Origin of the sequence: Tenacibaculum sp., assembly GCF_048269885.1 — a bacterium.
Classification (GTDB): Bacteria; Bacteroidota; Bacteroidia; order Flavobacteriales; family Flavobacteriaceae; genus Polaribacter.
This window is the reverse complement of the sequence record NZ_JBLWTZ010000002.1, coordinates 1-25,690: the sequence shown is the minus strand read 5'-3', so window position 1 is coordinate 25,690 and position 25,690 is coordinate 1. Positions and strand designations below refer to the sequence as shown.

The 25,690-nt window shown below is 33.1% G+C and carries 23 protein-coding genes and 1 tRNA gene; 15 read left to right on the top strand and 9 right to left on the bottom strand.

Annotation, left to right across the window (positions count from 1 at the left end):
• Positions 1 to 5: 5 nt before the first annotated feature.
• Both ACN0WY_RS01420 and ACN0WY_RS01415 read right to left on the bottom strand, forming a co-directional pair.
• On the bottom strand, positions 6 to 1,397 hold the full coding sequence (locus tag ACN0WY_RS01420; RefSeq protein ID WP_330487392.1) for an arginine decarboxylase: 1,392 nt from the start codon (positions 1,395 to 1,397) through the stop codon (positions 6 to 8).
• 402 nt (positions 1,398 to 1,799) lie between these two features.
• On the bottom strand, positions 1,800 to 2,327 hold the full coding sequence (locus tag ACN0WY_RS01415; RefSeq protein WP_330487391.1) for a mechanosensitive ion channel domain-containing protein: 528 nt from the start codon (positions 2,325 to 2,327) through the stop codon (positions 1,800 to 1,802).
• A 96-nt stretch (positions 2,328 to 2,423) separates the two neighbouring features.
• On the opposite strand from ACN0WY_RS01415, the gene ACN0WY_RS01410 reads away from it, so the two are divergent.
• From ACN0WY_RS01410 to ACN0WY_RS01365, 10 genes are all read left to right on the top strand, one after another.
• Positions 2,424 to 3,257: a universal stress protein gene (locus ACN0WY_RS01410; RefSeq protein ID WP_330487390.1), complete on the top strand. Its 834-nt coding sequence runs from the start codon at positions 2,424 to 2,426 to the stop codon at positions 3,255 to 3,257.
• A gap of 2 nt (positions 3,258 to 3,259) precedes the next feature.
• The gene (locus ACN0WY_RS01405; protein ID WP_330487389.1) at positions 3,260 to 3,637 is read left to right on the top strand and encodes a hypothetical protein; all 378 of its coding nucleotides are present in this window, start codon (positions 3,260 to 3,262) and stop codon (positions 3,635 to 3,637) included.
• An 8-nt stretch (positions 3,638 to 3,645) separates the two neighbouring features.
• Positions 3,646 to 4,710 carry a magnesium/cobalt transporter CorA gene (corA, locus tag ACN0WY_RS01400; RefSeq protein ID WP_417799315.1) on the top strand — a complete coding sequence of 355 codons (1,065 nt, stop codon included), beginning with the start codon at positions 3,646 to 3,648 and terminating at the stop codon, positions 4,708 to 4,710.
• A 50-nt stretch (positions 4,711 to 4,760) separates the two neighbouring features.
• Positions 4,761 to 5,180 carry an HYC_CC_PP family protein gene (locus ACN0WY_RS01395; RefSeq protein WP_330487387.1) on the top strand — a complete coding sequence of 140 codons (420 nt, stop codon included), beginning with the start codon at positions 4,761 to 4,763 and terminating at the stop codon, positions 5,178 to 5,180.
• 103 nt (positions 5,181 to 5,283) lie between these two features.
• A complete protein-coding gene (locus ACN0WY_RS01390; protein ID WP_417799314.1) occupies positions 5,284 to 9,096 on the top strand; it encodes an efflux RND transporter permease subunit in 3,813 nt (1,270 codons plus the stop codon).
• Positions 9,086 to 10,321 (top strand): TolC family protein, encoded by a 1,236-nt coding sequence (locus ACN0WY_RS01385; RefSeq protein WP_417799313.1) that lies wholly within the window; start codon positions 9,086 to 9,088, stop codon positions 10,319 to 10,321. The genes ACN0WY_RS01390 and ACN0WY_RS01385 overlap by 11 nt, the downstream gene beginning before the upstream one ends.
• A 2-nt stretch (positions 10,322 to 10,323) precedes the next feature.
• Entirely contained in the window at positions 10,324 to 12,816 is a 2,493-nt protein-coding gene (locus tag ACN0WY_RS01380) for a heavy metal translocating P-type ATPase (RefSeq protein ID WP_417799312.1), read from the top strand.
• A 4-nt stretch (positions 12,817 to 12,820) separates the two neighbouring features.
• Positions 12,821 to 14,524, top strand: a complete 1,704-nt coding sequence (locus tag ACN0WY_RS01375) for an efflux RND transporter periplasmic adaptor subunit (protein WP_417799311.1) — start codon at positions 12,821 to 12,823, stop codon at positions 14,522 to 14,524.
• Positions 14,525 to 14,537: 13 nt separating this feature from the next.
• On the top strand, positions 14,538 to 14,984 hold the full coding sequence (locus ACN0WY_RS01370; protein WP_417799310.1) for a heavy-metal-associated domain-containing protein: 447 nt from the start codon (positions 14,538 to 14,540) through the stop codon (positions 14,982 to 14,984).
• Positions 14,985 to 15,123: 139 nt separating this feature from the next.
• The gene (locus ACN0WY_RS01365; RefSeq protein ID WP_417799478.1) at positions 15,124 to 15,702 is read left to right on the top strand and encodes a YdeI/OmpD-associated family protein; all 579 of its coding nucleotides are present in this window, start codon (positions 15,124 to 15,126) and stop codon (positions 15,700 to 15,702) included.
• Between the two features lie 70 nt (positions 15,703 to 15,772).
• Here the strand turns inward: ACN0WY_RS01365 and ACN0WY_RS01360 are convergent, their stop codons facing one another.
• Together ACN0WY_RS01360 and ACN0WY_RS01355 are read right to left on the bottom strand one after the other, a co-directional pair.
• Positions 15,773 to 16,225 carry a carboxymuconolactone decarboxylase family protein gene (locus ACN0WY_RS01360; RefSeq protein WP_417799309.1) on the bottom strand — a complete coding sequence of 151 codons (453 nt, stop codon included), beginning with the start codon at positions 16,223 to 16,225 and terminating at the stop codon, positions 15,773 to 15,775.
• 109 nt (positions 16,226 to 16,334) lie between these two features.
• On the bottom strand, positions 16,335 to 17,315 hold the full coding sequence (locus ACN0WY_RS01355) for a GlxA family transcriptional regulator (protein ID WP_417799308.1): 981 nt from the start codon (positions 17,313 to 17,315) through the stop codon (positions 16,335 to 16,337).
• A gap of 369 nt (positions 17,316 to 17,684) precedes the next feature.
• Here ACN0WY_RS01355 and ACN0WY_RS01350 point away from each other — a divergent pair, with 369 nt between their 5' ends.
• Complete coding sequence (locus ACN0WY_RS01350) at positions 17,685 to 18,110, top strand: VOC family protein (RefSeq protein ID WP_417799477.1); 426 nt, start codon at positions 17,685 to 17,687, stop codon at positions 18,108 to 18,110.
• Positions 18,111 to 18,126: 16 nt separating this feature from the next.
• Positions 18,127 to 18,357, top strand: a complete 231-nt coding sequence (locus tag ACN0WY_RS01345; RefSeq protein WP_417799307.1) for a hypothetical protein — start codon at positions 18,127 to 18,129, stop codon at positions 18,355 to 18,357.
• An 89-nt stretch (positions 18,358 to 18,446) separates the two neighbouring features.
• On the opposite strand, the gene ACN0WY_RS01340 is transcribed toward ACN0WY_RS01345, so the two are convergent.
• From ACN0WY_RS01340 to ACN0WY_RS01325, 4 genes are all read right to left on the bottom strand, one after another.
• Positions 18,447 to 18,520 (bottom strand) — tRNA-Arg (locus ACN0WY_RS01340).
• Positions 18,521 to 18,595: 75 nt separating this feature from the next.
• The gene (locus ACN0WY_RS01335; RefSeq protein ID WP_330487377.1) at positions 18,596 to 18,829 is read right to left on the bottom strand and encodes a putative signal transducing protein; all 234 of its coding nucleotides are present in this window, start codon (positions 18,827 to 18,829) and stop codon (positions 18,596 to 18,598) included.
• Positions 18,830 to 18,841: 12 nt separating this feature from the next.
• A complete protein-coding gene (locus ACN0WY_RS01330; RefSeq protein WP_417799306.1) occupies positions 18,842 to 18,994 on the bottom strand; it encodes an SsrA-binding protein in 153 nt (50 codons plus the stop codon).
• Between the two features lie 88 nt (positions 18,995 to 19,082).
• A complete protein-coding gene (locus ACN0WY_RS01325) occupies positions 19,083 to 20,411 on the bottom strand; it encodes a cell envelope integrity protein TolA (RefSeq protein ID WP_417799305.1) in 1,329 nt (442 codons plus the stop codon).
• 518 nt (positions 20,412 to 20,929) lie between these two features.
• On the opposite strand from ACN0WY_RS01325, the gene ACN0WY_RS01320 reads away from it, so the two are divergent.
• Positions 20,930 to 21,871 (top strand): calcium/sodium antiporter, encoded by a 942-nt coding sequence (locus tag ACN0WY_RS01320; RefSeq protein WP_417799304.1) that lies wholly within the window; start codon positions 20,930 to 20,932, stop codon positions 21,869 to 21,871.
• Between the two features lie 73 nt (positions 21,872 to 21,944).
• Here ACN0WY_RS01320 and ACN0WY_RS01315 read toward each other — a convergent pair whose 3' ends face one another.
• Entirely contained in the window at positions 21,945 to 22,955 is a 1,011-nt protein-coding gene (locus ACN0WY_RS01315) for a glutamine synthetase beta-grasp domain-containing protein (RefSeq protein WP_330487373.1), read from the bottom strand.
• Between the two features lie 184 nt (positions 22,956 to 23,139).
• Here ACN0WY_RS01315 and ACN0WY_RS01310 point away from each other — a divergent pair, with 184 nt between their 5' ends.
• Together ACN0WY_RS01310 and ACN0WY_RS01305 are read left to right on the top strand one after the other, a co-directional pair.
• The gene (locus tag ACN0WY_RS01310; protein WP_330487372.1) at positions 23,140 to 25,323 is read left to right on the top strand and encodes a glutamine synthetase III; all 2,184 of its coding nucleotides are present in this window, start codon (positions 23,140 to 23,142) and stop codon (positions 25,321 to 25,323) included.
• Positions 25,324 to 25,326: 3 nt separating this feature from the next.
• The coding region (locus ACN0WY_RS01305) for a GNAT family N-acetyltransferase (RefSeq protein ID WP_417799303.1) at positions 25,327 to 25,690 on the top strand (364 nt) is incomplete at its 3' end.

The following is a 25,690-nucleotide window of genomic DNA, read 5'->3' as shown; positions in this document are numbered from 1 at the left end:
TTTTACTAGTATCCTAAGATAGATAATAGTTCTTCGCTTTTTTGTTGTTCTTTAAATAATTTGGTGGTTAAATCACCATTCTCGTTTTTGTCAATTAGTATATGTTTCGGTGTGGGGATTAAACAGTGTTGTAGCCCTCCAAAACCACCTATGGTTTCTTGATATGCTCCTGTATTGAAAAAGCCTACGTACAGCGGACTTTCTTTTTCGTATACAGGCAGGTATATACCATTTACATGTTGTTCAGAGTTGTAGTAATCGTCACTATCACACGTTAACCCTCCTAATAAAACACGTTCGTATCTATGATTCCATTTATTTAGAGGAAGCATGATGAAACGCTTATTAATGGCCCAAGAATCAGGTAAGGTGGTAATGAAAGATGAGTTAATCATATTCCATTTTTCACGGTCATTCTGTTTTTTTTGATATAATACTTCATACACAGCTCCACCAGATTCCCCTACAGTAAAACTACCAAATTCAGTAAAAATATTAGGAACCTCTACACCAGCTTCTTTACAAGCAAGGTTTATTTGATTGATAATTTCATCTACCATATACTCATAGTCATAATCAAATGCCAGTGAGTTTTTAATAGGAAAACCTCCTCCTATATTTAAACTGTTTAGGGTAGGACATACCTTTTTTAATTTAGTATATACTCGTAAACATTTTAATAATTCGTTCCAATAATAAGCATTGTCTCTAATACCTGTATTGATAAAGAAGTGTAACATCTTTAACTCTACTTGAGGATTATTAGCGATTTCACGTTCGTAAAAAGATACAATATTTTTATAACCAATTCCTAAACGGCTCGTATAAAATTCAAATTTAGGTTCTTCTTCAGAGGCAATGCGAATTCCTACCTTAAACCTACTTCTGGTTTCGTCAAGCAACAAGTTTAGTTCTTCGTAATTATCTATTATTGGTATGCAGTTTGTATGGCCTCCATCAATTAAACTTACAATATTAGCAATGTATTGATCTCGTTTAAAACCATTGCACAAAACATAAGCATCATCACTTAATTTTCCTTCTTTTTTAAGCGATTTTACAATATCAATGTCAAAAGCAGATGATGTTTCAATATGTATATTGTTTTTTAACGCTTCATTTAATACATATTTAAAATGCGAGCTTTTAGTACAATAACTATAGTTGTAATTACCTTGGTAATTATGTTTCTCTATTGCTTTATGAAACCAGTTTTTAGCTTTGTTTATGTTTTCTGATATTTTAGGTAGATAGGTGAATTTTAACGGTGCTCCGTATTGCTTCACTAACTCCATCATATCAATGTTGTGAAAAAATAAATTGTTGTTTTCAGTATGAAATTCCCCTTGGGGAAAATCAAACGTTTGTTCTATTAAGTCTTTATATTTAGTATTCATTATTATTTTAGTTGTAGCTGTATGTTGGGTACAGAAAATCATTCAAAAAACAGTAAAGGCAGGTGCCCAAACTTTTTTAAACAAAAAGAGATAACAAATATTGTTGTTGTGCAACAAGTTGTTAAATAAAAATAAAATGAATAGTTAGACTCTTAAAGCTAAACAATCACCGCACTGCTTATAAAAATTCAGTGGTAGAGAGTATTGAAAGTTGGAAGAAACCTTAATTTTTCGGTTGTGCTTCTCAAACACTAAATAACTCACTATCTTCCCATAGAAGTTATTGCCGAAATAAGTAAAACATAACATTTTGACTTATGTAATAAGATGCGGTAAATGTAAACTATTTTTTAATACAACAAACTTTTTTTTATTTTTTTTAAAAAATTAACCCACAGTGTTTTAGGGGTTGTTTCGCTTTTTTATCAGTTCAATTCCTTTGTATAAAATAGTCGTGTTAGGGATAGTTATTTCTCTTTTTTCTTCGGGCATATACAACAGAACATAAAAGCCTGTTATGTTTTTAACAACTCCCTGTAAGTCGAAATCTTTATCTATAATTTTGATAGTGTCACCTATGCGCATCGGATGGTAGAAAAATAAGATTATACTAGCCGTTAAGTTAGATAAAATAGACCATTGTGCAAAAAAACCAACTCCTAAAACAGCAAGTATTGATGAAGCAAAAACAATTACTTCTTTAAAGTTAATACCAAAAATAATTAATGAAATAAATAAGGCTAAAGTATAGTATAAAAAATAGCTGAGGTTTAAAATTAATTTTCTTCGATGAGGTTCAATAGCATTTTTTACAATGTAAGACCTTGTTAGTTTTTTGGTAACATGAATGAAAAAAAATAAGGATGCTATTAAAAGCAAGAATTGTAAGAAAGGGTTGTGTAAAGACAATTCTAAAAAACGATTTTTCATGTTTAGTTCTTTTTGTACAAATATACTTCTGGTTTTGTAAATAATATCTCAAAATAAAAAATTATATTTGATTGATAATCATAGTTGTATACCGTTATGGAGAATATTTTGATACCGTATAATTTTTCTGAAGCAGCGATTAATGCCTTAAACTATACCAAACAATTGTTTAAAGGTGTTGAGGTAACTATTTACTTATTAGATGTATATATAAGTCAACCTTCAGAGCTGTTGAGTGATGAAGAAAACGAAAAATGGTTTAATGAAATGGATAATGAAATTGAAGAGGAGTTAAAGTATTTAATGGAGGTTTTAAGAAGAGAAGATACGAGTTTTAATTACGAGTATATTGTAGCGTCTAACTCACTAACAAAAGCAGTTACAAACACTATTAAAGAAAAGAACATAGATGTTGTTATTGCGGGTACCAAAGGGGCAAAAAGTTTGGCAGAAACATTTATTGGTACAAATACCATGAAAATGATTAATGTAGTTAATAAGTGCCCAATACTTGTAGTTCCTATGAATTACAAGTATAAACCATTACATCAAATAGTGTTTTCAACAAACTATAGAAGATTGTTTACTACCAAAGAGTTACAGTTTTTACTTAACTTAACTACAGTTAAAAAATGTGTATTAGAGGTTGTATGCTTGTCTGAAGAGAATTTTTTGTCTGAGAATCAGCAGAGGAATAAAGTGAAATTAAGAGCACTGCTACAAGGGGTAAATACAGCATATAAAAAAATAGATTGGGAAGGTTCTGAAACATTAACAGTTGAAAAACATATTGAAGAAACAGAAAGCGAACTGTTGGTTTTAATAAACCACAAGTATAATTTCTTTAACCGTTTGTTAGAAGAAAATATAATAAAAAAATCGGCATTCAACAGTAAAATTCCTATCTTGATCTTACCAGAAATAGCATAACTATGAAATTTACTGAAGAATTCTATAAAAATATAGCGAATTTGTTTTACGCCGTTTCTATGGCCGATAAAAATATAACCATAGAGGAAAAAAAGCGTATTGTTAAAAGAGTAGAATTAAATTGGGCTACATCAGAAAATAAATCTGATAGCGAACTAATTTATGAAACCCTAAGAGAATTGATTAAAGAAAAAGTCACTTCTGAAGAAGCTTATGAAGACTTTAAGAGATACTATTTAACACACAAAGAGGACTTCACAAAAAAGGTAATGCACGACTTATTAGCTGCATCACATGAAATTTCTACTTCATATGCTGGAAAAAATAAATCAGAACTTATAATTTTAGCCCGACTTTACAAATTATTTAATCTCGTATAACTAAACAGATGACAAGGTTTATAACCAAACAAAAAAATACTAAAAATGTAATTCCTGGAAGTCCAGTTTTTGTAGGAAATCAAAAAGAAGAAAATACTAGAATACGACTCATAGGTTATGATGAAAATGAACTTGAAGAAGTAGCGCTAGAAACCATAAATGAACTTGAAAATTATATAAGTAAATACAAAAGACTTTGGATTAATATAGATGGTTTACACGATGTTGAGCTGATAGGAAAAGTAGGAGAGTTGTTTGATATTCATACACTTGTTCTTGAAGATATAGTGAATACAGACCAGAGGCCTAGAGTTGATATTGAAGAGCATTATATTTTTACAAGTATTAAAATGTTGTTTTTAAACAAAGAAAAGCATCAATTAGAGGCAGAGCAAATATCGATGTACTTATTAAAAAATGTGCTACTCACTTTTCAAGAAAAACAAGGCGACATTTTTGAGCCCGTAAGAGAAAGGCTACGTCATAAAAAAGGAAGAGTACGAAATTATAATGCAACATATTTAAAATACTGTTTGTTGGATGTGATTGTAGATAATTACAATTTTTTAATGGAAACTTTTGGTGAGAAAGTTGAAGATTTAGAAGATAAAATTTTACTGCAACCTCATAAAAATACATTACAAGAAATTAATAAATACAAAATAGAACTTAATTACTTTAGAAAAGCAATACGGCCAGCTCGTGAGGCAATAAACAGTTTTAGAGCTTTAAAAACTGAATTAATAACTAAAAAAGAACAACCATTTTTTAACGATTTAAACGATCTGGTTCAACGAAGTTATGATTCAGTTGAAAATTACAAAAGTATGTTGAGTGAACAACTTACTGTATATTCAACTAATGTAAACAATCGTTTGAATGATATAATGAAAATACTGACGATATTTTCGGTGGTATTCATTCCTATTACTTTTATAGCGGGTATTTACGGTACAAACTTTGAGTACATTCCAGAGCTTAGGTATCGTAATGGATACTTTGCAATGTGGGGTGTTATTCTGTTTACAGTAGTAGTAATGTTAGGGTATTTTAAATACAAAAAATGGTTTTAAGGATTGTTTAAGTTTTTGAAAATTAATTTTTTGTACTTTTGTGGAGTAAAATGAAAAAAGCATTTCATAAAATAGCATCTATTGTAATGACTTTTGTAGTGTTGTTATCTACAATGTCATTTACCGTTAACAGTCACTTTTGTGGTGATATGTTAGTAGATACAAGCTATTTTGTAAAGGCAGAATCTTGCGGAATGGATATGAAGCAAGAATCAAAACCTAAAGAATGCTCAGTGATCAAGAAAAATTGTTGTCAAGATATAGCTTCTGTAGTGGAAGGACAAGATACTTTAAAACATACATCTTTTGATCAATTATCTTTTGACCAACAAGTTTTTATAGCATCATTTTACTATAGTTATATTAATTTGTTTGAAGGAATTCACGATAAAGTAATTCCTTTTAAAGATTATACACCTCCACTGGTCATCAAGGATATTCAGTTACTTGATGAAGTATATTTAATATGATTTTAAACAATAACTAATTCTCCTTTTGAAAAGTTCAATGGGATGATTTGTCGTATTCGATGTTTTTTTAACATCAATGTTTAATTGTTTAAAATCATTTTTTATGCTAAATAAAAGCATTAAATTTTTAATAGAAAACAAACTGGTAGCAGTTATATTACTCGTCGTATTTGTAGGATGGGGAACTGTGAATGCACCATTTAATTTAGATACAGGTTTTTTACCAAAGAACCCTGTCGCGGTTGATGCCATACCAGATATTGGAGAAAATCAGCAAATTGTTTTCACAAAGTGGGATGGACAATCACCACAAGATATAGAAGACCAAATAACCTACCCTTTAACAACATCTTTATTAGGAATTTCAGGGGTAAAAACCATCCGTAGTTCTTCTATGTTTGGACTTTCAAGCATTTATGTGATTTTTGATGAAGGAGTAGATTTTTATTGGAGTCGTTCTCGAATTCTTGAAAAACTAAATTCATTACCCAATAATTTATTACCAGAAGGAGTAAGTCCTTCTTTAGGCCCTGATGCAACAGGTTTGGGGCAAATTTTTTGGTATACATTAGAAGGACGTGATGAAGAAGGAAAGGTAACTGGAGGTTGGGATTTAAACGAGTTGCGTAGTGTACAAGATTATTATGTGAAATATGCGCTTTCATCAGCCAATGGGGTATCTGAAGTAAGTTCGATAGGTGGATATGTTCAAGAATACCAAATAGACGTAAAGCCAGAATTGATGCGTCAATACAATATCAGTTTACAACAAGTTGTAGCTGCAGTAAAGCAAAGTAATCAAGATATTGGAGCGCAAACGATAGAAATAAATCAAGCTGAATATTTAGTTCGTGGTTTAGGATATGTAAAGTCAATAGCAGATATTGAAAACGCTGTAGTCACTGCTAAAAATTATACTTCAATACGAGTAAAAGATATCGCAAAAGTATCGTTAGGAGCAGCACCTCGTAGAGGAATTTTAGATAAAGAAGGGGCTGAGGTAGTAGGAGGTGTAGTAGTAGCTCGTTACGGAGCGAATCCTTTAGAAGTAATTACCAATGTTAAAGCAAAGATTAAAGAGTTAAGTGCAGGTTTACCAAGTAAAGAGTTAAAAGATGGTAGCACTTCTCAATTAACGATTGTTCCGTTTTATGATCGTACAGAGTTGATTCATGAAACGTTAGATACGTTGAACGAAGCTCTTACGCTAGAAATACTAATTACCATTTTAGTAATTGTTGTAATGGTCTTTAACTTACGAGCTTCTGTATTAATATCAGGATTATTACCAGTGGCAGTGTTGATGGTTTTTATTGCAATGAAAGCCTTTGGTGTAGATGCAAACATTGTGGCTTTATCAGGTATTGCTATTGCTATTGGAACCATGGTAGATGTTGGAGTCATACTCTCTGAAAATATCATAAGTCATTTAGAGAGAAAAGAAAAGAGAGAAGAGAATAGTGACATTCCGACAGAACGAGGTATGAGTGACGAGGAATCTCTATCCATTAACCAAATTGTTTACAATGCAACAGCAGAAGTTTCAGGAGCAATTGTAACTGCAGTAATGACAACTATTATTAGTTTTATTCCGGTATTTACTATGATTGGTGCAGAAGGAAAATTATTCCGTCCACTAGCATTTACCAAAACGTTTGCTTTAATAGCAGCTATTATAGTGGCCTTATTTTTAATACCACCATTTGCAGCTGTTTTATTTAAGAAAAAAGAGTTGACAAAAAACTTTAAGTATTTTATAAATGGAGTTTTAATAGCATTAGGTATTACAGCTGTTTTTTACGGATACTGGTTAGGAATTGTATTGGTAGCTTTTGGAGTTGTACAGTTTTGGAGTAACTATTCAGGAAATAAGGAGGTTCGTTTTTCGCTTTTCACTTTTCACTTTTCATTTTCAGTGAATACAGTCAATATTGTTATATCTGCAGTAGCGATTGTAGGTTTGTTGGCAGAATATTGGAGACCTTTAGGAGTTGATAAAAGTATTGTAACCAACCTTTTATTTGTAGCTCTGATTTGTTTCGGATTGTTGGGTTTTTTCAGTTTACTTCAACAATATTACAATCAGATATTGCGATGGGCATTGAATAATAAACTGCTGTTTTTAACCATTCCATTAACCGTGTTAACTTGTGGGTTCCTTATTTTTAAAAATACAGGAAAGGAATTTATGCCTTCGTTAAATGAAGGATCATTTTTGTTGATGCCAACTTCTATGCCTCATTCCGGAGTAGAGGAAAATAAGCGAGTATTACAGCAGTTAGACATGGCGGTTGCTAATATACCAGAGATAGCTACGGTAGTTGGTAAAGCAGGAAGAACAGATTCAGCGTTAGACCCTGCACCTTTATCAATGTATGAGAATGTGATTAACTACAAGCCAGAATATGCATTAAATTCAGATGGAGAGCGTCAACGTTATCGAGTAAATGAAGACAGGTTGTTTGTGTTGAAAAATGGTAAGACGGTAGCAAATCCGAGTTTAACAGATAAGACATCGGAAGTTGCTTTTTATGAGGTTTCTTCAAATGAATTAATAGAAGATGAAGATGGAGAGTTTTATCGTAACTGGCGACCAAATATTAAGTCGCCTGATGATATTTGGAATGAAATCGTAAAGGTAACCAAGTTACCAGGCGTAACATCGGCACCTAAATTACAACCTATTGAAACTCGATTGGTCATGTTGCAAACAGGAATGCGAGCTCCGATGGGAATTAAAGTAAAAGGACAAAATTTAAAGCAAATTGAAGCCTTTGGAGTAGAACTTGAAGGAGTTTTAAAAGAGGTCAAAGGAGTTAAAAAAGAGGCGGTTTTTGCAGATAGAATTGTAGGGAAACCTTATTTGTTAATTGACATAGATAGAGAAAAATTAGCTCGCTACGGAATTGCTATTCAAACGGTACAAAATGTATTGAAAGTAGCGGTAGGAGGGATGCAATTGTCGCAAACGGTAGAAGGAAGAGAACGTTACGGAATTCGAGTTCGTTACCCAAGAGAACTGCGTTCCAATCCGACTGATTTGGAAAGTATTTATGTGCCAGTAGCAAAAGGAACGCCAATTCCGTTAAGTGAATTAGCAACGATTCGTTATGAGCAAGGACCACAAATGATTAAGAGTGAAGATACTTTTTTAATTGGATATGTACTGTTTGATAAGTTAGATGGTTTTGCTGAGGTAAATGTGGTAGAAACAGCTCAAAAAGCAATTCAACAAAAAATAGATTTAGGAGAGCTAGTTGTTCCTAAAGGAATCTCTTACCAGTTTACAGGGACCTATGAAAATCAATTAAGGGCAGAAAAAACATTATCAGTAGTAGTACCATTAGCTTTGATGATCATCTTTTTAATACTGTATTTTCAGTTCCGTTCTGTAGCTACCTCGTTAATGGTGTTTACAGGAATTACAGTAGCTTTTGCAGGAGGATTTATCATGATGTGGTTATACGGGCAAGATTGGTTCTTGAATTTTAGTGTATTTGGAGAAAACTTACGAGAACTATTTCAAATGCATCCGATAAATTTAAGTGTAGCCGTTTGGGTAGGTTTTATTGCACTGTTCGGAATTGCAACCGATGATGGTGTGGTAATGGCAACGTATTTAACACAAACATTTAATAGAGAAAAACCGCAAACAATCGAAGCCATTCGAGCATCTGCATTACACGGAGGGAATAAACGTATTAGAGCATGCTTAATGACAACAGCCACCACTATTTTAGCCTTGTTACCAGTATTAACTTCAACAGGAAGAGGAAGTGATATTATGATTCCGATGGCTATTCCAGCTTTTGGAGGAATGATTATAGATGTGACTTCGTATTTTATAGTACCTGTATTGTACAGTTGGAGAGAAGAATTTTTATTAAAAAGGAAAACGAAAGGAGATGAGTATTAAAATAGAAAATAAAAAGATAGTCTTGTTTCTTGTTTCTTGTTTCTTGTTTCTTAAGATGGAAGGACAGGAGTTGCAAGAATATATAAAGATAGCTTTAGAAAACAACCCAGAAGTACAACAGTTTGATACGAAGTATAAACGCATTTCTGAGAAAAAAGAAGAAGTACATACATTGCCTAATACTGAGTTTGGAGCGGGGTATTTTGTAAGTACACCAGAAACGCGTACAGGTCCGCAGCAATTTAAACTTTCGGTAAAGCAAATGATTCCTTTTTTCGGAACTATAACAGCACGAGAAAACTATGTGTCTTCTTTAGCTGATGCAGCTTATCAGGATATCGTGGTTGTAAAACGTAAACTAGCAACATCAGTAGCGCAGTCGTATTACAAGATTTATGAAGTTAAAGCAAAACAAAAAGTATTAGACGAAAATATTGCGTTACTCGAAACCTATGAAAAGTTAGCATTGACTTCTGTTGAAGTAGGAAAAGCTTCCGCAGTAGATGTGTTAAGGTTACAAATAAGACAAAACGAGTTAGGACAACAAAAAGAAGTGTTACAAGAAACCTTTGTAGGAATGCAAAAAGCATTTAATAAATTATTGAATCAAGAGGTGAATACATCAATTTTGGTGGTTGATAGTTTGCAAATTCCGAAAGAAGTGGATAAAATACAACCAAGTACTTTAAAGTTACATCCAGAACTGATAAAGTTTGATAAGTTGTATACTTCTGTAGAAAAGTCTGAATTCTTAAACCAAAAAGACAAACAACCAATGATTGGTTTCGGACTCGATTATGTGAATGTTGGTAAGCGTACCGATATGAATGTGGTAGGTAATGGAAAAGATATTGTAATGCCAATGGTGTCATTGTCTATTCCAATTTTTAATAAAAAGAACAAGTCTATAAGCAAGCAAAATAAGTTACAGCAAGAGGAAATTTTATCACAAAAGGAACAACGATATAATACGTTAGAGGCTGTATTATACAGAGCAGTTTCAGATAGAAAAGCATCTGTAATAAGTTACCAAACACAACTTAAAAATTTGGAGCAAGCTAAAAATGCAGCACAAATTTTAGTGAAAAGTTACGAAACAGGAACCATAGATTTTAACGATGTGTTAGATATTCAAGAATTACAATTGAAGTTTCAAACGAATATGATAACGTTAGAAGTAGCTTATTATACGCAAAGTGCCACTATTAATTATTTAACTGAATAAGAATGAAACATACATATTACATACATGGAATGACTTGCAATGGATGTCGCAGTCACATAGAGGAAACACTTTCAAAAGCACAAGATGTTTCAAAGGTATCGGTTAATTTAGAAAAAGCCGAAGCTATAATAGAAATGGAACAGCATATTCCTTTAGAAACATTTCAAAAGGTTTTGAAAGATGATGGTGGTAGATATAGTATTCATCATCAAGGAGATCATCATTCAAAACCTAAAACGGATAAAACCTCAAAAAATGGTACAGGTACATTTTATTGCCCAATGCATTGCGAAGGCGATAAAACTTATGATAAACCGGGAGATTGCCCTGTTTGTGGAATGGATTTGGTTGAAGAGCAAAAAGTAGGTGCAAATACAGCGCAAAAATGGACTTGCCCAATGCATCCCGAAATTGTAAAAGACGAAGCAGGTTCTTGTCCTATTTGCGGTATGGATTTAGTACCAATGCAACCAGATCTTTCTGCTGAAGAAAAGACCTATAAAAAACTATTGAAAAAGTTTTGGATAGCAACAGCATTTACACTACCTATCTTCTTAATAGCTATGAGCGAAATGCTACATAACAATCCTTTATATGAAATAAAGGAACAGAAGTATTGGAATTGGGTACAATTCGTTTTATCCATTCCAGTTGTGTTTCATGCAACTTGGATGTTTTTTGAAAGAGCATATAAAAGTATCAAGACATGGAACCTCAATATGTTCACACTTATTGGTATAGGTGCAGGGGTAGCGTGGTTGTTTAGTGTGGTAGGTATGGTGTTTCCTGATGTGTTCCCCAATGAATTTAAAACCGAATCGGGAGCAGTTCACGTGTATTTTGAAGCAGCAACAGTTATTCTAACATTAGTGCTTTTAGGTCAATTGTTGGAAGCTCGTGCGCATAGTAAAACCAATTCGGCAGTAAAAGAATTACTCAAATTAGCACCTAATAAAGCTGTGAAAATAGTTGATGGTGAAGAAGTAGAAGTGAGTATTGATAAGATAGAACTTAATGATATTCTTAAAGTAAAACCAGGTGATAAAATCCCAGTTGATGGTATTATTACAGAGGGAGAAACCAGTATTGATGAATCAATGATTACAGGTGAACCTATTCCAATTAATAAGGTTAAAGATGATAAAGTCAGTAGTGGTACGATAAATGGTAACCAATCCTTTTTGATGAAAGCTGAAAAAGTAGGTAGCGATACACTTTTATCACAAATTATTCATATGGTAAATGATGCCAGTAGAAGTCGAGCACCTATTCAAAATCTTGCAGATAAAGTATCGGGTTACTTTGTACCTGTGGTAGTTATTATTTCTGTTATCACTTTTATTGTTTGGGTTATCTGGGGACCAGAACCAGCTTATGTTTATGCATTGGTTAATGCTATTGCAGTATTAATTATTGCCTGTCCTTGTGCGTTAGGTTTGGCCACACCAATGTCAGTTATGGTCGGTGTAGGTAAAGGTGCTCAAAATGGTGTGCTTATTAAAAATGCAGAAGCATTAGAAAAAATGAATAAGGTAAATACCCTTATAGTGGATAAAACAGGAACAATTACGGAAGGCAAACCAACAGTTGAAAAAGTAGGCGCATTTGAAAATGGTTTCAGAGAAAATGAGGTGTTAAATTTTATAGTTTCCTTAAATACAAATAGTGAACACCCATTGGCAGAAGCAACAGTAAAATATGGTAAAGAACTTAATGCTGAAATTTTAAAATCTACCAATTTTAGTGCAGTTGCAGGAAAAGGTGTAGAAGCTGTAATTGATAGTAAAAAAATAGCTTTAGGTAATCCAAAAATGATGGAATATGTAAATGCTGAAATAACTTCTAAAATGAAAGGTGAAGCTAAAACTTATCAAAAGCAAGGGAAAACAGTCTCTTATTTAGCTATTGATAAAAAAGTGGTGGGTTATGTAGTTATAGGAGATAAAATTAAAGATACTAGTGCAAAAGCTATAAAAGAACTGCAAAGTAAAGGTATAGATGTGGTAATGCTTACTGGAGATAATCAGGATACAGCACAAGCGGTAGCATCTGAATTAAATCTGGCAGACTTTAAAGCGAGTATGTTACCCGAAGACAAATTAAAAGAAGTTGAGAAACTTCAAAACAAAGGTAAAGTGGTGGCAATGGCAGGCGATGGTATTAACGATGCACCTGCATTGGCAAAAAGTGATGTAGGTATAGCAATGGGTACAGGAACAGATGTAGCTATTGAAAGTGCTATGATAACCTTAGTGAAAGGTGATTTACACGGTATAGTAAAAGCTCGTTATTTAAGTAATGCTGTAATGAGGAATATTAAACAAAATCTATTCTTCGCATTAGTTTATAATACGTTAGGAGTACCTATTGCAGCAGGTGTGTTATTTCCATTCTTTGGAATATTATTATCACCAATGATTGCAGCTTTGGCTATGAGTTTTAGTTCGGTGTCTGTTATTGCAAATGCATTACGATTAAGAAGAATAAAAATTTAGTAAAATGAAAAAATATCTTATCTATTTAGGAATATTAGCTGTTGGTCTATTGTTGGGTTGGTTGCTATTTGGTGGTAGTTCTAATGAAGAATCAAGCCACAATCACAAAGAGGTTTCAAAAACCAATCAAATGTGGACATGCTCTATGCATCCGCAAATTATGCAACCAGAACCAGGAGACTGTCCTATTTGCGGAATGGATTTAATTCCTGCGGAAGCTGGAGCAGAAGGGTTGGCAGTAAATCAGTTTAAATTAACTAAAAATGCGTTGGCATTAGCAAATGTACAGACAACTGTGATTGGTAATGCTATAAGTACAGATAATACAATTACACTATCAGGAAAAATAGCAGAAAACGAAAAATCAAATGCAGTACAAGTAAGTTATTTTGCAGGAAGAATAGAACGTTTAAACGTGAACTTTACAGGAGAAAAAATAAGAAAAGGGCAGTTGTTAGCAACTGTATATTCTCCTGAGCTGGTAAAAGCACAACAAGAATTATTAACAGCAGCGTCAGTAAAAGAAAATCAGTCAGCATTGTATAAAGCAGTTAGAAATAAACTGAAATTATGGAAGCTGTCTGAAAATCAAATCAATCAAATTGAAAGAACAGGAAAAGTAAAAGAAAACTTTCCTGTATATGCTACGGTTTCTGGTACAGTATCAGAGAAGCTAGTTGAACAAGGAGATTATGTAAGTCAGGGGCAAGTATTATTAAAAATAGCCAATTTAAACTCAGTATGGGCAAATTTTGATGTGTATGAAAATCAAATCAGTAATTTTAAAGTAGGTCAAGATATATCAATAACAACCAATGCCTATTCCAACGAAACTTTTAAAGCGAAAGTTTCGTTTATCGATCCTGTATTAAACCAAGAAACTCGTACAGTTACTATGCGCGCAGTTCTAAATAATAGCAAAGGAAAGTTTAAACCAGCTATGTTTGTTACAGGAAAAGTGGAAGCTACAGAAAAACAAACAGAACAGCAATTGAGTATTCCAGTTACGGCAGTTTTATGGACCGGAAAACGTTCAGTTGTATATGTAAAACCTGACGCAAGTAAACCCGTTTTTGAAATGCGAGAAGTCGTGTTAGGAAGAAGAGTAGGAGAGAACTATTTAGTAGAGAAAGGCTTGAAATCAGGAGAAGAAATTGTTACGAATGGAGTATTTACCATAGATGCTTCAGCGCAATTACAAGGGAAGAAGTCAATGATGAATCATACAAAAGAAATTATGGAATCTTTCAGTACTCCTGAAGCTTTTAAGGAACAATTGCAAAAAGCTTATGACGGGTATATAGACTTAAAAGATGCTTTGGTAAAAACGGATGCTGATGCGGCCAAAGCAAGTGCAGGCAACCTACAAAAAGATTTAACATTAGTTGACATGGAGTTGTTAACGAATGAAGAAGCTCATAAACAGTGGATGCAATTAGTTCCTACACTAAAGTCAAGTAATGCAGAAATTGCAAAAACCACAAATGTAGATGTACAACGAAAGCACTTTAAAGTATTATCAGAGCATTTTATTATGGCAGTTCAATCTTTTGGGATAAATGAGGTTAGCTATAAACAATACTGCCCTATGGCAGATAGTGATAAAGGAGCTTATTGGTTAAGTAAAGAAAAACAAGTGTTAAACCCGTATTTTGGCGATATGATGCTAAAATGTGGTGAGGTAAAAGAAACAATTATTAATAATTAAATATCAATTCAAAATGAAAAAAGTAATCTTAGGAGTAGCTATGTTAGCTGCTATTGGTTTAGTAAGTTGTAAAAACGAAGCTAAAAAAGAAACAGAAACAAAAGAAGCGCAAACAGAGCAAACTACTACTAAAGAAGTAGCAATGACTGAAGCAACTTTTGGAGTAAGAGGTAATTGTGGAATGTGTAAAAACACCATTGAAAAGGCAGTAAACGGTGTTGATGGAGTAGCATCAGCTGATTGGGATAAGGTACGAAAGCAAATCGATGTGTCGTTTGATGATTCTAAGACTAATTTAGATGCTATTCATAATGCAATTGCAGCATCGGGTTACGATACCGATAAAGTTGCTGGAAACGAAGGGGCGTACGAAAATTTACCAGGTTGTTGTCAGTACGATCACAATATGGAAATGAGCTTACAAGGGGATGTAAAAGCAGACGAAACGTCTAATCACTAATTAGAAAAAAGTGTAACGAAATTTTAAAATCGTTACACTTTTTTTCTTGTTTTAACCATGCTTTCAAAAAAAAACAATAATTTTAGCTAAGGCTTTTTATTGGCGTAGTATATTAAAAGTGAATACAAATAAAGTTGCGATGGAAAAAGTAGATACGTATATAGAGAACATAAAAAATTGGCAGGAAGAAACAAAGCTCTTACGACGCATTTGTTTGGATTGTGGTCTTGAAGAAGATTTTAAATGGAAGCACCCTTGTTATACTTTTCAAGGAAAAAATATTGTATTAATTCATGGTTTTAAAGATTATTGTGCATTGCTTTTTTATAAAGGAGCTCTGTTAAAAGATACTGACGGAATTTTAATTCAACAGACAAAAAATGTACAATCAGCTCGTCAAATTAGATTTACAAAACCAGAAGAGGTTGTGGGTTTGACGTCAACTATTAAAAGATATGTTTTTGAAGCGATAGCAGTTGAAAAAGCAGGTTTAAAGGTGGAGACTAAGAAAACTTCAGAATTTGAAATGGTAAGTGAATTTAAAGAAGTGTTGGAAGAAAATTCAGATGTAAAAAAAGCTTTTGAAGCTTTAACCCCAGGGAGGCAGAGAAGTTACTTGTTGTATTTTTCTCAAGCAAAACAATCGAAAACACGTTTATCGAGAATAGAAAAATCGATACCCAAAATGATAGAAGGCAAAGGACATAATGAAAGGTAATAAAGCTACCTAAATTTAAGTAGCTTTATAGAAACTTAGATGAAAACTAGATAAATCATATTATTACATATTACGAAACCTTAGCGGTAGCGTGAAACATTTGTGTAGACACGGCAATACGATTCCAAATATTAATTTCTCCTATTTGTATAATAATTTGTGCTATTTCATTATCGCTAAAGTAATTTTTAAGCTTTTGGAAGGTTTTCTCTGTTAGTCCTTTATTGCTTATTAGTGTTATTTCATCAGTAGCAGCTAATAAAGCTTTTTCCTCTTTAGAAAATAAAGGGGATTCTTTCCAAGCACTCAATGCAAAAATTCTGTTTTGTCCTTCTCCGTTTTTTAAAGCCTCCGTTGTGTGCATTTCTATGCAATAAGCACAAGTGTTAATTTGTGAAGCTCTTATTTTTATAAGGTTCTTACTCTTTTTTGAAAGCGTTGTTGTTTCAAGGTATTTGTAAATTTCTAAGATTGCATTGTAAGCATTAGGCTCTAATTCTTGAATGTTTAGTCTTTGTTTCATAATTTTTAATTTGATAAACCAAAGGTATTATTCCGTGTAAAGTTAAAACTTAAGCCTGTTTAAGAAACGATAAGAGGTGTAGAGAGCTAGGAAAAAGATTAGTTAAAATTTAAACATAAACAGTTTTACGATATTTGTTAGCGTATTCAGAAGGAGTCATATTGGTGACCTTTTTAAAAACTTTTCTAAATCCCTTAGCGTCATTATAACCAACTTCATACATAATTTCACTAACCGTTTTATTTCCTCTCTCAAATTCTTTTTTAGCAGCTTCAATTTTAACACGTTGTACATATTCTATAACGGTATTGGAAGTTGCTTTTTTAAAGCGTCTTTCAAAAGTTCTACGACTTACAGCAATTTTTTCAGAAAGCTCATCAACAGTTATTTTTTGCTGATAATTTTGTTCAATATGTTCTTGAATTTTTAAAATCTCTTTATCATTATGAGATTTCTGTCCTTTAAAAATAATGAAAGGAGATTGGCTATTACGACTAATATCTATTTCAAAAATTTTAGAAGAAAGCACAGCCATGTCACGACCAGCAAATTTTTCTACCAAATAAAGGTTTAAATTTAAAGAAGAATAGGCACCACCACTTGTATATACCCCATTTTCATCAGTAATAATTCTATCATCAACAAGATTCACGTCAGGAAACATTTTTCTAAATTCATCAGCAGCCAACCAATGCGTAGCACAATCCTTACCGTTAAGTAGCCCTGTACTAGCTAATAAAAAAGCACCTATACAAAGGCTAGCTATTTCAGCACCATTAGCATACTGCTCCTTTATCCAAGGAATAAAAGCACTATTCTTTGAAATTACTTGAGCATAATCTCCATGAATGGCAGGAATAATAATCAAATCCGTTTTTTGTACATCAGCAATTGTTGTGTTAGGAATAATGCTAAATAGTCCGTTGCTTAACCTAGCTTTTTTATGTGTGCCAACAAGATGCGTTGTAAAGATGGGTTGTTTACCAGCTTTTAATAAGGTATTGTTAGCCATAGTAAACATTTTATAAGTAGCTTCTAAATTACTCAAACTAGAGTCGCCTTCAGGTACAAGAATAGAAATGTGTTTCATGAGTTGTTTTTCAATAGGTTAAACCATTTCAAATATAAGAGAAGCATTTGTCGCAATCAACCCGTGGTATTGTCGGGAACATGCCTTTGAGGTATGGTTTTGTGTTTTTATTTTTGATAATCAGTAGATTATGGTGGTTCGAGAGAAGTTTTAAACGAATATAGTATTGAAACTATAGCCTTGTTAAGGTCATCGTTAACTACAGAATGTTTGAAGTATAAAACAATGAAAACATGGGCAAGCCTAGGGTTAGAGGATGTACTGAACGTATAAAGCTTCTTTTTAGATATGTGGCCTAAAGCAATGGAAAAGATAAAAGAATTAGTAGAAAGAAAAATTAGAATAAACATAATCTTAAAAACAAGAAAAATGAAAGTAAATCCTTATTTAAATTTTGATGGAGATGCAGAGCAAGCATTCAATTTTTACAAATCTGTATTTGGTGGTGAATTTATCGCAAATATGAAAATGAGTGATGCCCCTGATGTAGAAAAGTTAGCGAAAGAAGAAAAAGAACGAACAATGCATATTTCGTTACCATTATCAAAAGATACTATTTTAATGGCATCTGATACAGTTCCTTCTATGGGGCATAAGCTTAACAAAGGAAACAATAATTATATTTCGCTACACCCTGAAAGTCGTGAAGAAGCAGATCGTTTGTTTAATGGCTTATCAGTAGGTGGAAAAATTGAAATGCCTATGGAAGATCAGTTTTGGGGAGATTATTATGGGAGTTTTGTCGATAAATTTGGTGTCCATTGGATGATTAATTATAACGAACAGTATAGTTAAACTTAATATCTTTTTAATGGTAGAAGTCTTTAAAACATCGGTAACATTAATGGAAGAAGAAGTGTTTTTGTTAAAAGAACTTCGAAAGAAGTTTCCAGATTACCTAATTAATTTTGATTTGGAAGACTGTGATAATATTCTACGAATTGAAGTAGTAGGCACAAAAATTAACTTTATTTCGATTATTGAGTTAGTAGAATCTTATGAATTTAATATTGAAGTATTGAAGTATTGGAGAATGAGTTGAGTATAAAAGACAAAACAATATTAGAAAGTTAACACATAAATGTATTGTAAAAATAAAACCCTGTTAGAAATCTAACAGGGTTTTTTTTGTGACCTCGGCAGGATTCAAACCTGCAACCTCTTGAGCCGTAATCAAGTGCACTATTCAGTTATGCTACGAGGCCTTTTTGCGGGTGCAAATATAAGAATGTTTTTTAAAATGTAAAGCAAAAAAATAATTTTTTTTCAAGCTTTTTAAATTATTTGTCAGCTTCTATTTCTTGTTTAAAATTGTTAATAGTCTGTTGGGCTTTTTCAAGGTCTGATTCATAGATAAATACGTCAATAGAATTACCTAAGGTTCCAAAACCAGCAACTCTTCCAGCCTCTTTATTGTCTTTAACTAAATGCGGGACTTCAATTTCATCAAGTAGTTGACTTAGTCTGTTTACGAAGATTTGAGATCCCGAGAAAACTTTAATATGCTTGTTCATAATGGTAAATTTTTAATCCAACGAATTTATGGTAACATAAGCACGCCATCCAATAATAGCCAATTGAAATTTTGATGCTTTCGATATATCCAATTCTTTTTTAGTAAAAGAAGGTAAAAGAGCCTTGTTTAGCTTAGCTAAAAACGTAAAAAAACTTTTTTTCATTAGTTGTTGATTCTATTATCAAAAATAACGAAAAATAATTTAGTGTAAATCAGAAAGTAAGTTTAACTTACTTTCTGATAAGGTGTTTTTACTTTTTCTTTTCCATCATTTTTTTGGCAAGCTCAGCGCCAATTAATGATTCTAGCAAGTTCCCACTATTTCCACTTTTGTTTCCTTCGATGTAAGTAGCTGGTAGATGTAGGTCCTTAATTTGTTGTGCTACTCCAACTGCTGTTTTGTAATCCCATTCAGCTCTCTCTTGTGGAGTTAAACCAGCGCTTACTAATTTTGCATTTTCATAGTATTGAGCATCAGCAGCAACTTTTTTACTTTTAGCTTTATATTGCTCAACTTCATATTGTTTTTTCTCTTTGATTAAATTAAACTCCGCAACTTTAGCTTCTGTTTCAGCAGCAATTGTTTGTTGTATTTGTGCTTTTTCTAATCGGGCACGTTCTTTTGCTTTTTCTGCTTCACCTTTTGCTTTTTCTTTTTGAGCACGATAAAATTCGCGTTCCGCTTGTTGTTTTTCTAATTGAGTTTGTGCTACTTCTTCTTTTTGTAACTGTAAACGGTTGTCAAAAGTTTCTTCCCAATCAATTTCATTAACTACAGCTTGTACTACGGTTAAACCGTATGATTTTAATGAGTTTCCTTTAACACGAACAGGCTGCCCCTCATTCATTTTAATTCTGAATCTTTTTTGACGAGATTCTTTGTTAGGTACTGTTCTTACCACAGTGCTGTCGCCAATAATATCTGGCTTTTGGTTGTCTACATACTCTTCTAAAACATACATCCCGTTTTCTAGCTGATCTTGAAAATAACGATCAAAGTCGGCTGCTTGTCCTGAGATATAATCTTGTGCGGCCATTAACTTGCAGGTATTTTTAATTGATTGATCAATGTTGGGGATGATACGAGAGCGAATTAGGTTTTTTTCTGTTTTATTCCTATCCGCAACCGATAAAAATTGATCTCGATCACTTGTGTTGATGCTGATAACGATAGAGGTGGCAATTTGACCTTTTACGGCATCATTAAATTCCCACTGACGAGCTTTGTCAACATAAGCATATTTACTTTGATCACCCAATCTTCCTTCTTCATTGGGAATTACATACTTTATAGGGATCTCGAACTGAATAGGGATTAACCTTCCCCACATTTTAGTTTTAATACCTTGTTGAAATACTGCTTTTTGTCCGCCCCAAGGGTATTGTACTGCATAAGCGGTACCAGGTTCGGCATAGAAAAATATGCCTGTTATTATGCTCATAATAACCCCGATAAATAAAAATTGTAAACTTCTTTGAGTTGTAAACCAGTTAATAATTTTATTGTTTTTGATAATCGATTTTAAAATAATAGAGATAACTCCAGTAATAATTAATAAAATTCCGATAAATGTTAGCATATAAGTAATGTTTGAATTGTTGATTAATAAATAATTTATAAAATGATGGTTGCGATTTTTAACGCAAAAGCAATTAGTTTGAAAGCCAGTGTAATCATGTTAGGTTCGTGTGTTTTAGTTAGTAAATAATGATAAATTCCGGAATTGTTTTTTCAATATATGAGAAAGGAAATATTACTACCAAACTTTTGAATCGTATTTAATTAAATTGAGTTCGTATGTATATGTAAATAAACCAATTTAGTTTTAATATATAACATAGTTTTCTATGTTTATATTTTGAAATGTAATCTTAATTGCTGTTTATTGTTTGTTTCTGTAAGGTTTTAAAGGTGTTTTTAGAAGTGGATTTGAGAAGTAAAGGGAAAGATGTCTTTTAAAAAGAAGAATTTGGGCCTTTTGATTTTTTTTTAAGTTTGTTAGAGGAAAAAAAGAGCCGTTTTAAAAGGAGTGTTTCCTTAGTTGTATCTGTTTCAAAACTTCGTAACAAAAGAGTATCTTCGCCTCAAAAATATTTTATGAGCATTGTATATATTATTATTGGGTTACTATTATTAGTATTAGGAGGAAATTGGCTGTTAAAAGCGGCGGTTGGTTTGTCACTTAAACTACATATACCAAAAATAGTAATAGGTATGACAGTGGTATCGTTTGCCACATCAGCTCCCGAATTAATAGTTAGTATAAAATCGGCGTTAGATGGAGCTACAGGGCTTGCTGTAGGAAATGTTATAGGGTCTAATATTGCGAACTTAGGATTGGTGTTGGGAATTACAGTGATACTATCGTCAATTGATGTAGAAAAAAGTTTTTATAAGACTGATTGGCCGGTAATGATGATTGCTTCAGTACTACTGTATTTTTTTATAGTGAATGATAAAACCATTCAGTTTTATGAAGGAGCTATCTTATTTGGAATGTTGATAGTGTTTTTAATTTATTTGTTACGTTTTCAAAAACAAGCTGTTGTTGATGAAATGCCTGAAGATGATGAAGAGTTGCCATTGTATAAAATAGTATTGTTTTTAGCTGTTGGTGGAGTTGGTTTATGGGGCGGTTCAGAATTGTTAATTAATGGTTCTGTAACTTTAGCAAAAAACTTAGGAGTAAGTGATGCTATAATTGGAGTAACGGTAGTTTCGGTAGGGACGAGTGTTCCAGAATTGGCTGCATCAATTATTGCTGTGTTAAAGAAAGAAAAAGCTATTTCATTAGGGAACTTAGTAGGTTCTAATGTGTTTAATATTTTAGCCGTTTTAGGAATAACTGCAATGATTACACCTGTTGAGGTAAAACCAGACGCCTATAGTTTGATTAATAATGATATTTATTGGATGCTAGGAGTTTCGTTTGCCATATTACCTTTAGTGTTTATCCCAAAAGGATTGCGTTTAGGGTGGAGAGATGGAGTATTGTTGTTAATTGCCTATATTACTTTTGTGTATTTAACCATCTCTTAAGTGAGAGAGAAAATTTAAAGTATAAAAAAAGCCGCAAATTTGCGGCTTTTTTAGTTGTGTTGTTGTGTGTTAATTATATGTTGGCACCTTTTACGGTTTCTATAATTCTTCCAGCTACTTTGTAAGGATCAGCATTTGAAGCAGGTCTTCTGTCTTCTAACCAACCTTTCCATCCTTTTTCTACAGTAATAATAGGGATACGGATTGAAGCGCCTCTATCAGAAATTCCATAGCTAAAGTCAGATACGTGAGCAGTTTCATGTAGCCCTGTTAAACGTTCATCATTATTCGCTCCATATACATCAATATGTTCTTCAGTAACAGGTCTGAAAGCCTCGCAAATTTTTTCGTAAGTTTCTTGAGAACCGCAAGTTCTTAACGTAGTGTTAGAGAAGTTTGCATGCATACCAGAACCATTCCAGTCTCCTTTAATTGGTTTTGGATGGTATTCAATATAGTACCCGTATTTTTCAGTTAAACGATCTAATAAATAACGAGCAACCCAAATTTCATCACCTGCTTTTTTAGCTCCTTTCGCAAATAATTGAAATTCCCATTGCCCCGGAGCAACCTCTTGATTAATTCCTTCAAAATTTAAACCAGCTTCAATACATAAATCGGCATGCTCCTCCACGAAATCTCTTCCCCAAGTATATCTTCCTCCTACAGAACAGTAGTATTTTCCTTGAGGTCCAGGAAATCCACCACGTGGAAAACCTAAAGGTAAATCTGTTTTAGTGTCCATTAAGAAGTACTCTTGCTCAAAACCAAACCAAAAATCATTATCGTTGTCGTCAATTTTAGCACGTGCATTAGACGCATGTGGAGTGCCGTCAGCATTTAAAACTTCAGACATAACTAAGAATCCATTTTTTCTTGTAGGATCAGGATAAATAGCAACAGGCTTTAGTAAGCAGTCAGAAGCACCACCAGAAGCTTGTTCTGTAGAACTTCCGTCAAAAGACCACATAGCGCAATCTTCTAATTTACCACTAAAGTTTTCTTCAACTTTAGTCTTACTACGCATGTTTTGAGTTGGTTCATGACCATCTAACCAAATGTATTCTAATTTTGATTTACTCATGATTTTTGTTTTTGTGTTGTTATCGAGTTAATTACAAGGCAAAATTGAGTATTTTTTATTAAAGGTCAAAATTTTTAAGGGTATTTTTGTTTTAAATTAACTTTAAATTAATTTTACCCCTGTTTTTTTAGGGGTGTATAAATTAAAAATGTATTTTTGAGTGTCTAATTTAATACTTTATTATATGTCAACTTTAAGATTCAGTGCGTTACAAGAGGTTTTGCATAGAGAAGCCGTTGTAGTAGAAGAAAATGAACGTCGTTCAGAATTGTTTGGTAAAAATGTTTTTAACGAGCAAGCAATGCGTCAATACATGACTAAAGAAGCATACCAGAGTGTAATGGATGCTATTGAGTTTGGAACCAAGATTGATAGAAAAACTGCTGATCAGATTGCAGTGAGTATGAAAGATTGGGCATTGTCTAAAGGAGCCACTCATTATACCCACTGGTTTCAGCCTTTAACAGGAGCTACGGCAGAAAAGCACGATGCCTTTTTTGAAACAGTTGATGGAGGAGGGGCAATGGAGAAGTTTGACGGAGGTCAATTAGTACAACAAGAACCAGATGCGTCTAGTTTTCCTAATGGAGGAATTCGAAATACCTTTGAAGCTCGAGGGTATACTGCTTGGGACCCCACATCTCCCGCGTTTATTTATGGTACTACCTTATGTATTCCCACAGTTTTTGTAGCTTATACGGGAGAAGCATTGGATAATAAAGCGCCGTTGTTAAGAGCATTGCAAGCAGTTGACACAGCAGCCACAGCAGTTTGTAAGTATTTCGATAAGAATGTGAGTAAAGTAAATGCAACCTTAGGTTGGGAGCAAGAGTATTTTTTAATAGATATTGCATTGGCAGCAGCGCGTCCTGATATTATGATGACAGGAAGAGCATTGTTAGGGCATGCTCCAGCAAAAGGGCAGCAGCTAGACGATCATTATTTTGGATCGATACCTACACGAGTGTTGAATTTTATGCGCGATTTAGAGCATGAATGTATGTTGTTAGGAGTACCTGTTAAAACACGACATAACGAAGTAGCACCAAATCAGTTTGAGTTAGCGCCAATTTTTGAAGAAGCAAACTTAGCGGTAGATCACAATTCATTATTAATGGATGTGATGGAAAAGGTATCACAACGTCATAAATTCAAAGTACTATTTCATGAAAAACCATTTGCAGGAATCAACGGTTCAGGAAAACATAATAACTGGAGTTTAGCGACCAATACAGGAGTTAATTTATTAAGTCCGGGTAAAACTCCGATGAAAAACTTACAATTCTTAACCTTTTTTGTGAATACCATCAAAGCAGTTCATGATTACGAAGAACTAATCAGAGCATCGATAGCAAGTGCTAGTAACGATCATCGTTTAGGTGCTAATGAAGCACCACCAGCCATTATATCGGTTTTTATTGGAACACAATTATCATCGGTATTAGATGAATTAGAGAACGTTACCAAAGGAAAATTATCACCAGAAGAAAAAACAGATTTAAAATTAAACATAGTAGGTAAAATTCCTGAAATCCTACTAGATAATACGGATAGAAACAGAACTTCGCCTTTTGCTTTTACAGGAAATAAGTTTGAGTTACGTGCGGTAGGCTCATGGTCTAACTGTGCAGGTCCTATGACTGTACTGAATACGATTATTGCCAAACAATTAAATGAGTTTAAAGAGGAAGTAGATAAGTTAATTGACACAAAAAAGCTTAAAAAAGACGAGGCTATTTTTAATGTATTGAGAGAATATATTAAAGCATCAAAGAATATCCGATTTGAAGGAGATGGATACGGAGAAGCTTGGGAAAAGGAGGCAAAGAAAAGAGGCTTGTCAAATAACAAAACAACTCCTGAAGCATTGAAAGCAAAAGTTTCTAAAAAAGCAATAGCGCTTTTTGAAGAAATGGGCGTGATGAATAAGGTTGAGGTAGAAGCACGTCATGAAATTGAGTTAGAAGAATATTCAAAGAAAATACAAATTGAAAGTAGAGTGTTAGGTGACATTGCGAGAAATCATGTGATACCGATTGCTATTCAATACCAAAATACGTTGATAGAAAATGTAAGAGGACTGAAAGAAATTTTTGGAAATAATTTTGAGAAATACGCTAACGAACAAATCGATTTAATCCAAAAAATATCTAATCATATTGCTGAAATCAATTCTAAAATAGAAGATATGATTGAAGAGCGTAAAAAAGCCAATAAGCTAGAAGGACAAAAAAATGCAGATGCTTACTGCAACAAAGTGAAACCTTATTTTGATGAAATTCGTTATCACTGCGACAAGCTAGAATTGATGGTAGATGATAATTTATGGCCTTTAACTAAGTACAGAGAATTATTGTTTACAAGATAGTTAATGAAGAACGAATTAAACTTTGAGAGAACCAATGCTAAAGATGAGAATTTTGTTAGTTTGGTACAAGAACTAGATACCTACCTCTCTGGAGTTAATGGAAGTCAAGATGAGTTTTTCAGACAGTTGAATGCCATAGAAGCATTACCTTATGTAATTGTAGGTTATATAGGAGCAATACCTGTAGGTTGTGGAGCCTTTAAAATAGTTGAGGACAAAACAGTAGAGGTAAAACGAATGTACGTCAAACCAGCATGTAGAGGAAAACATATAGCAACACGTATTTTAAATGAGCTAGAAGAATGGGCAAGACAAGAACAGTTTGATACAATTATTTTAGAAACAAGTAAAACCATGGAGCCTGCGG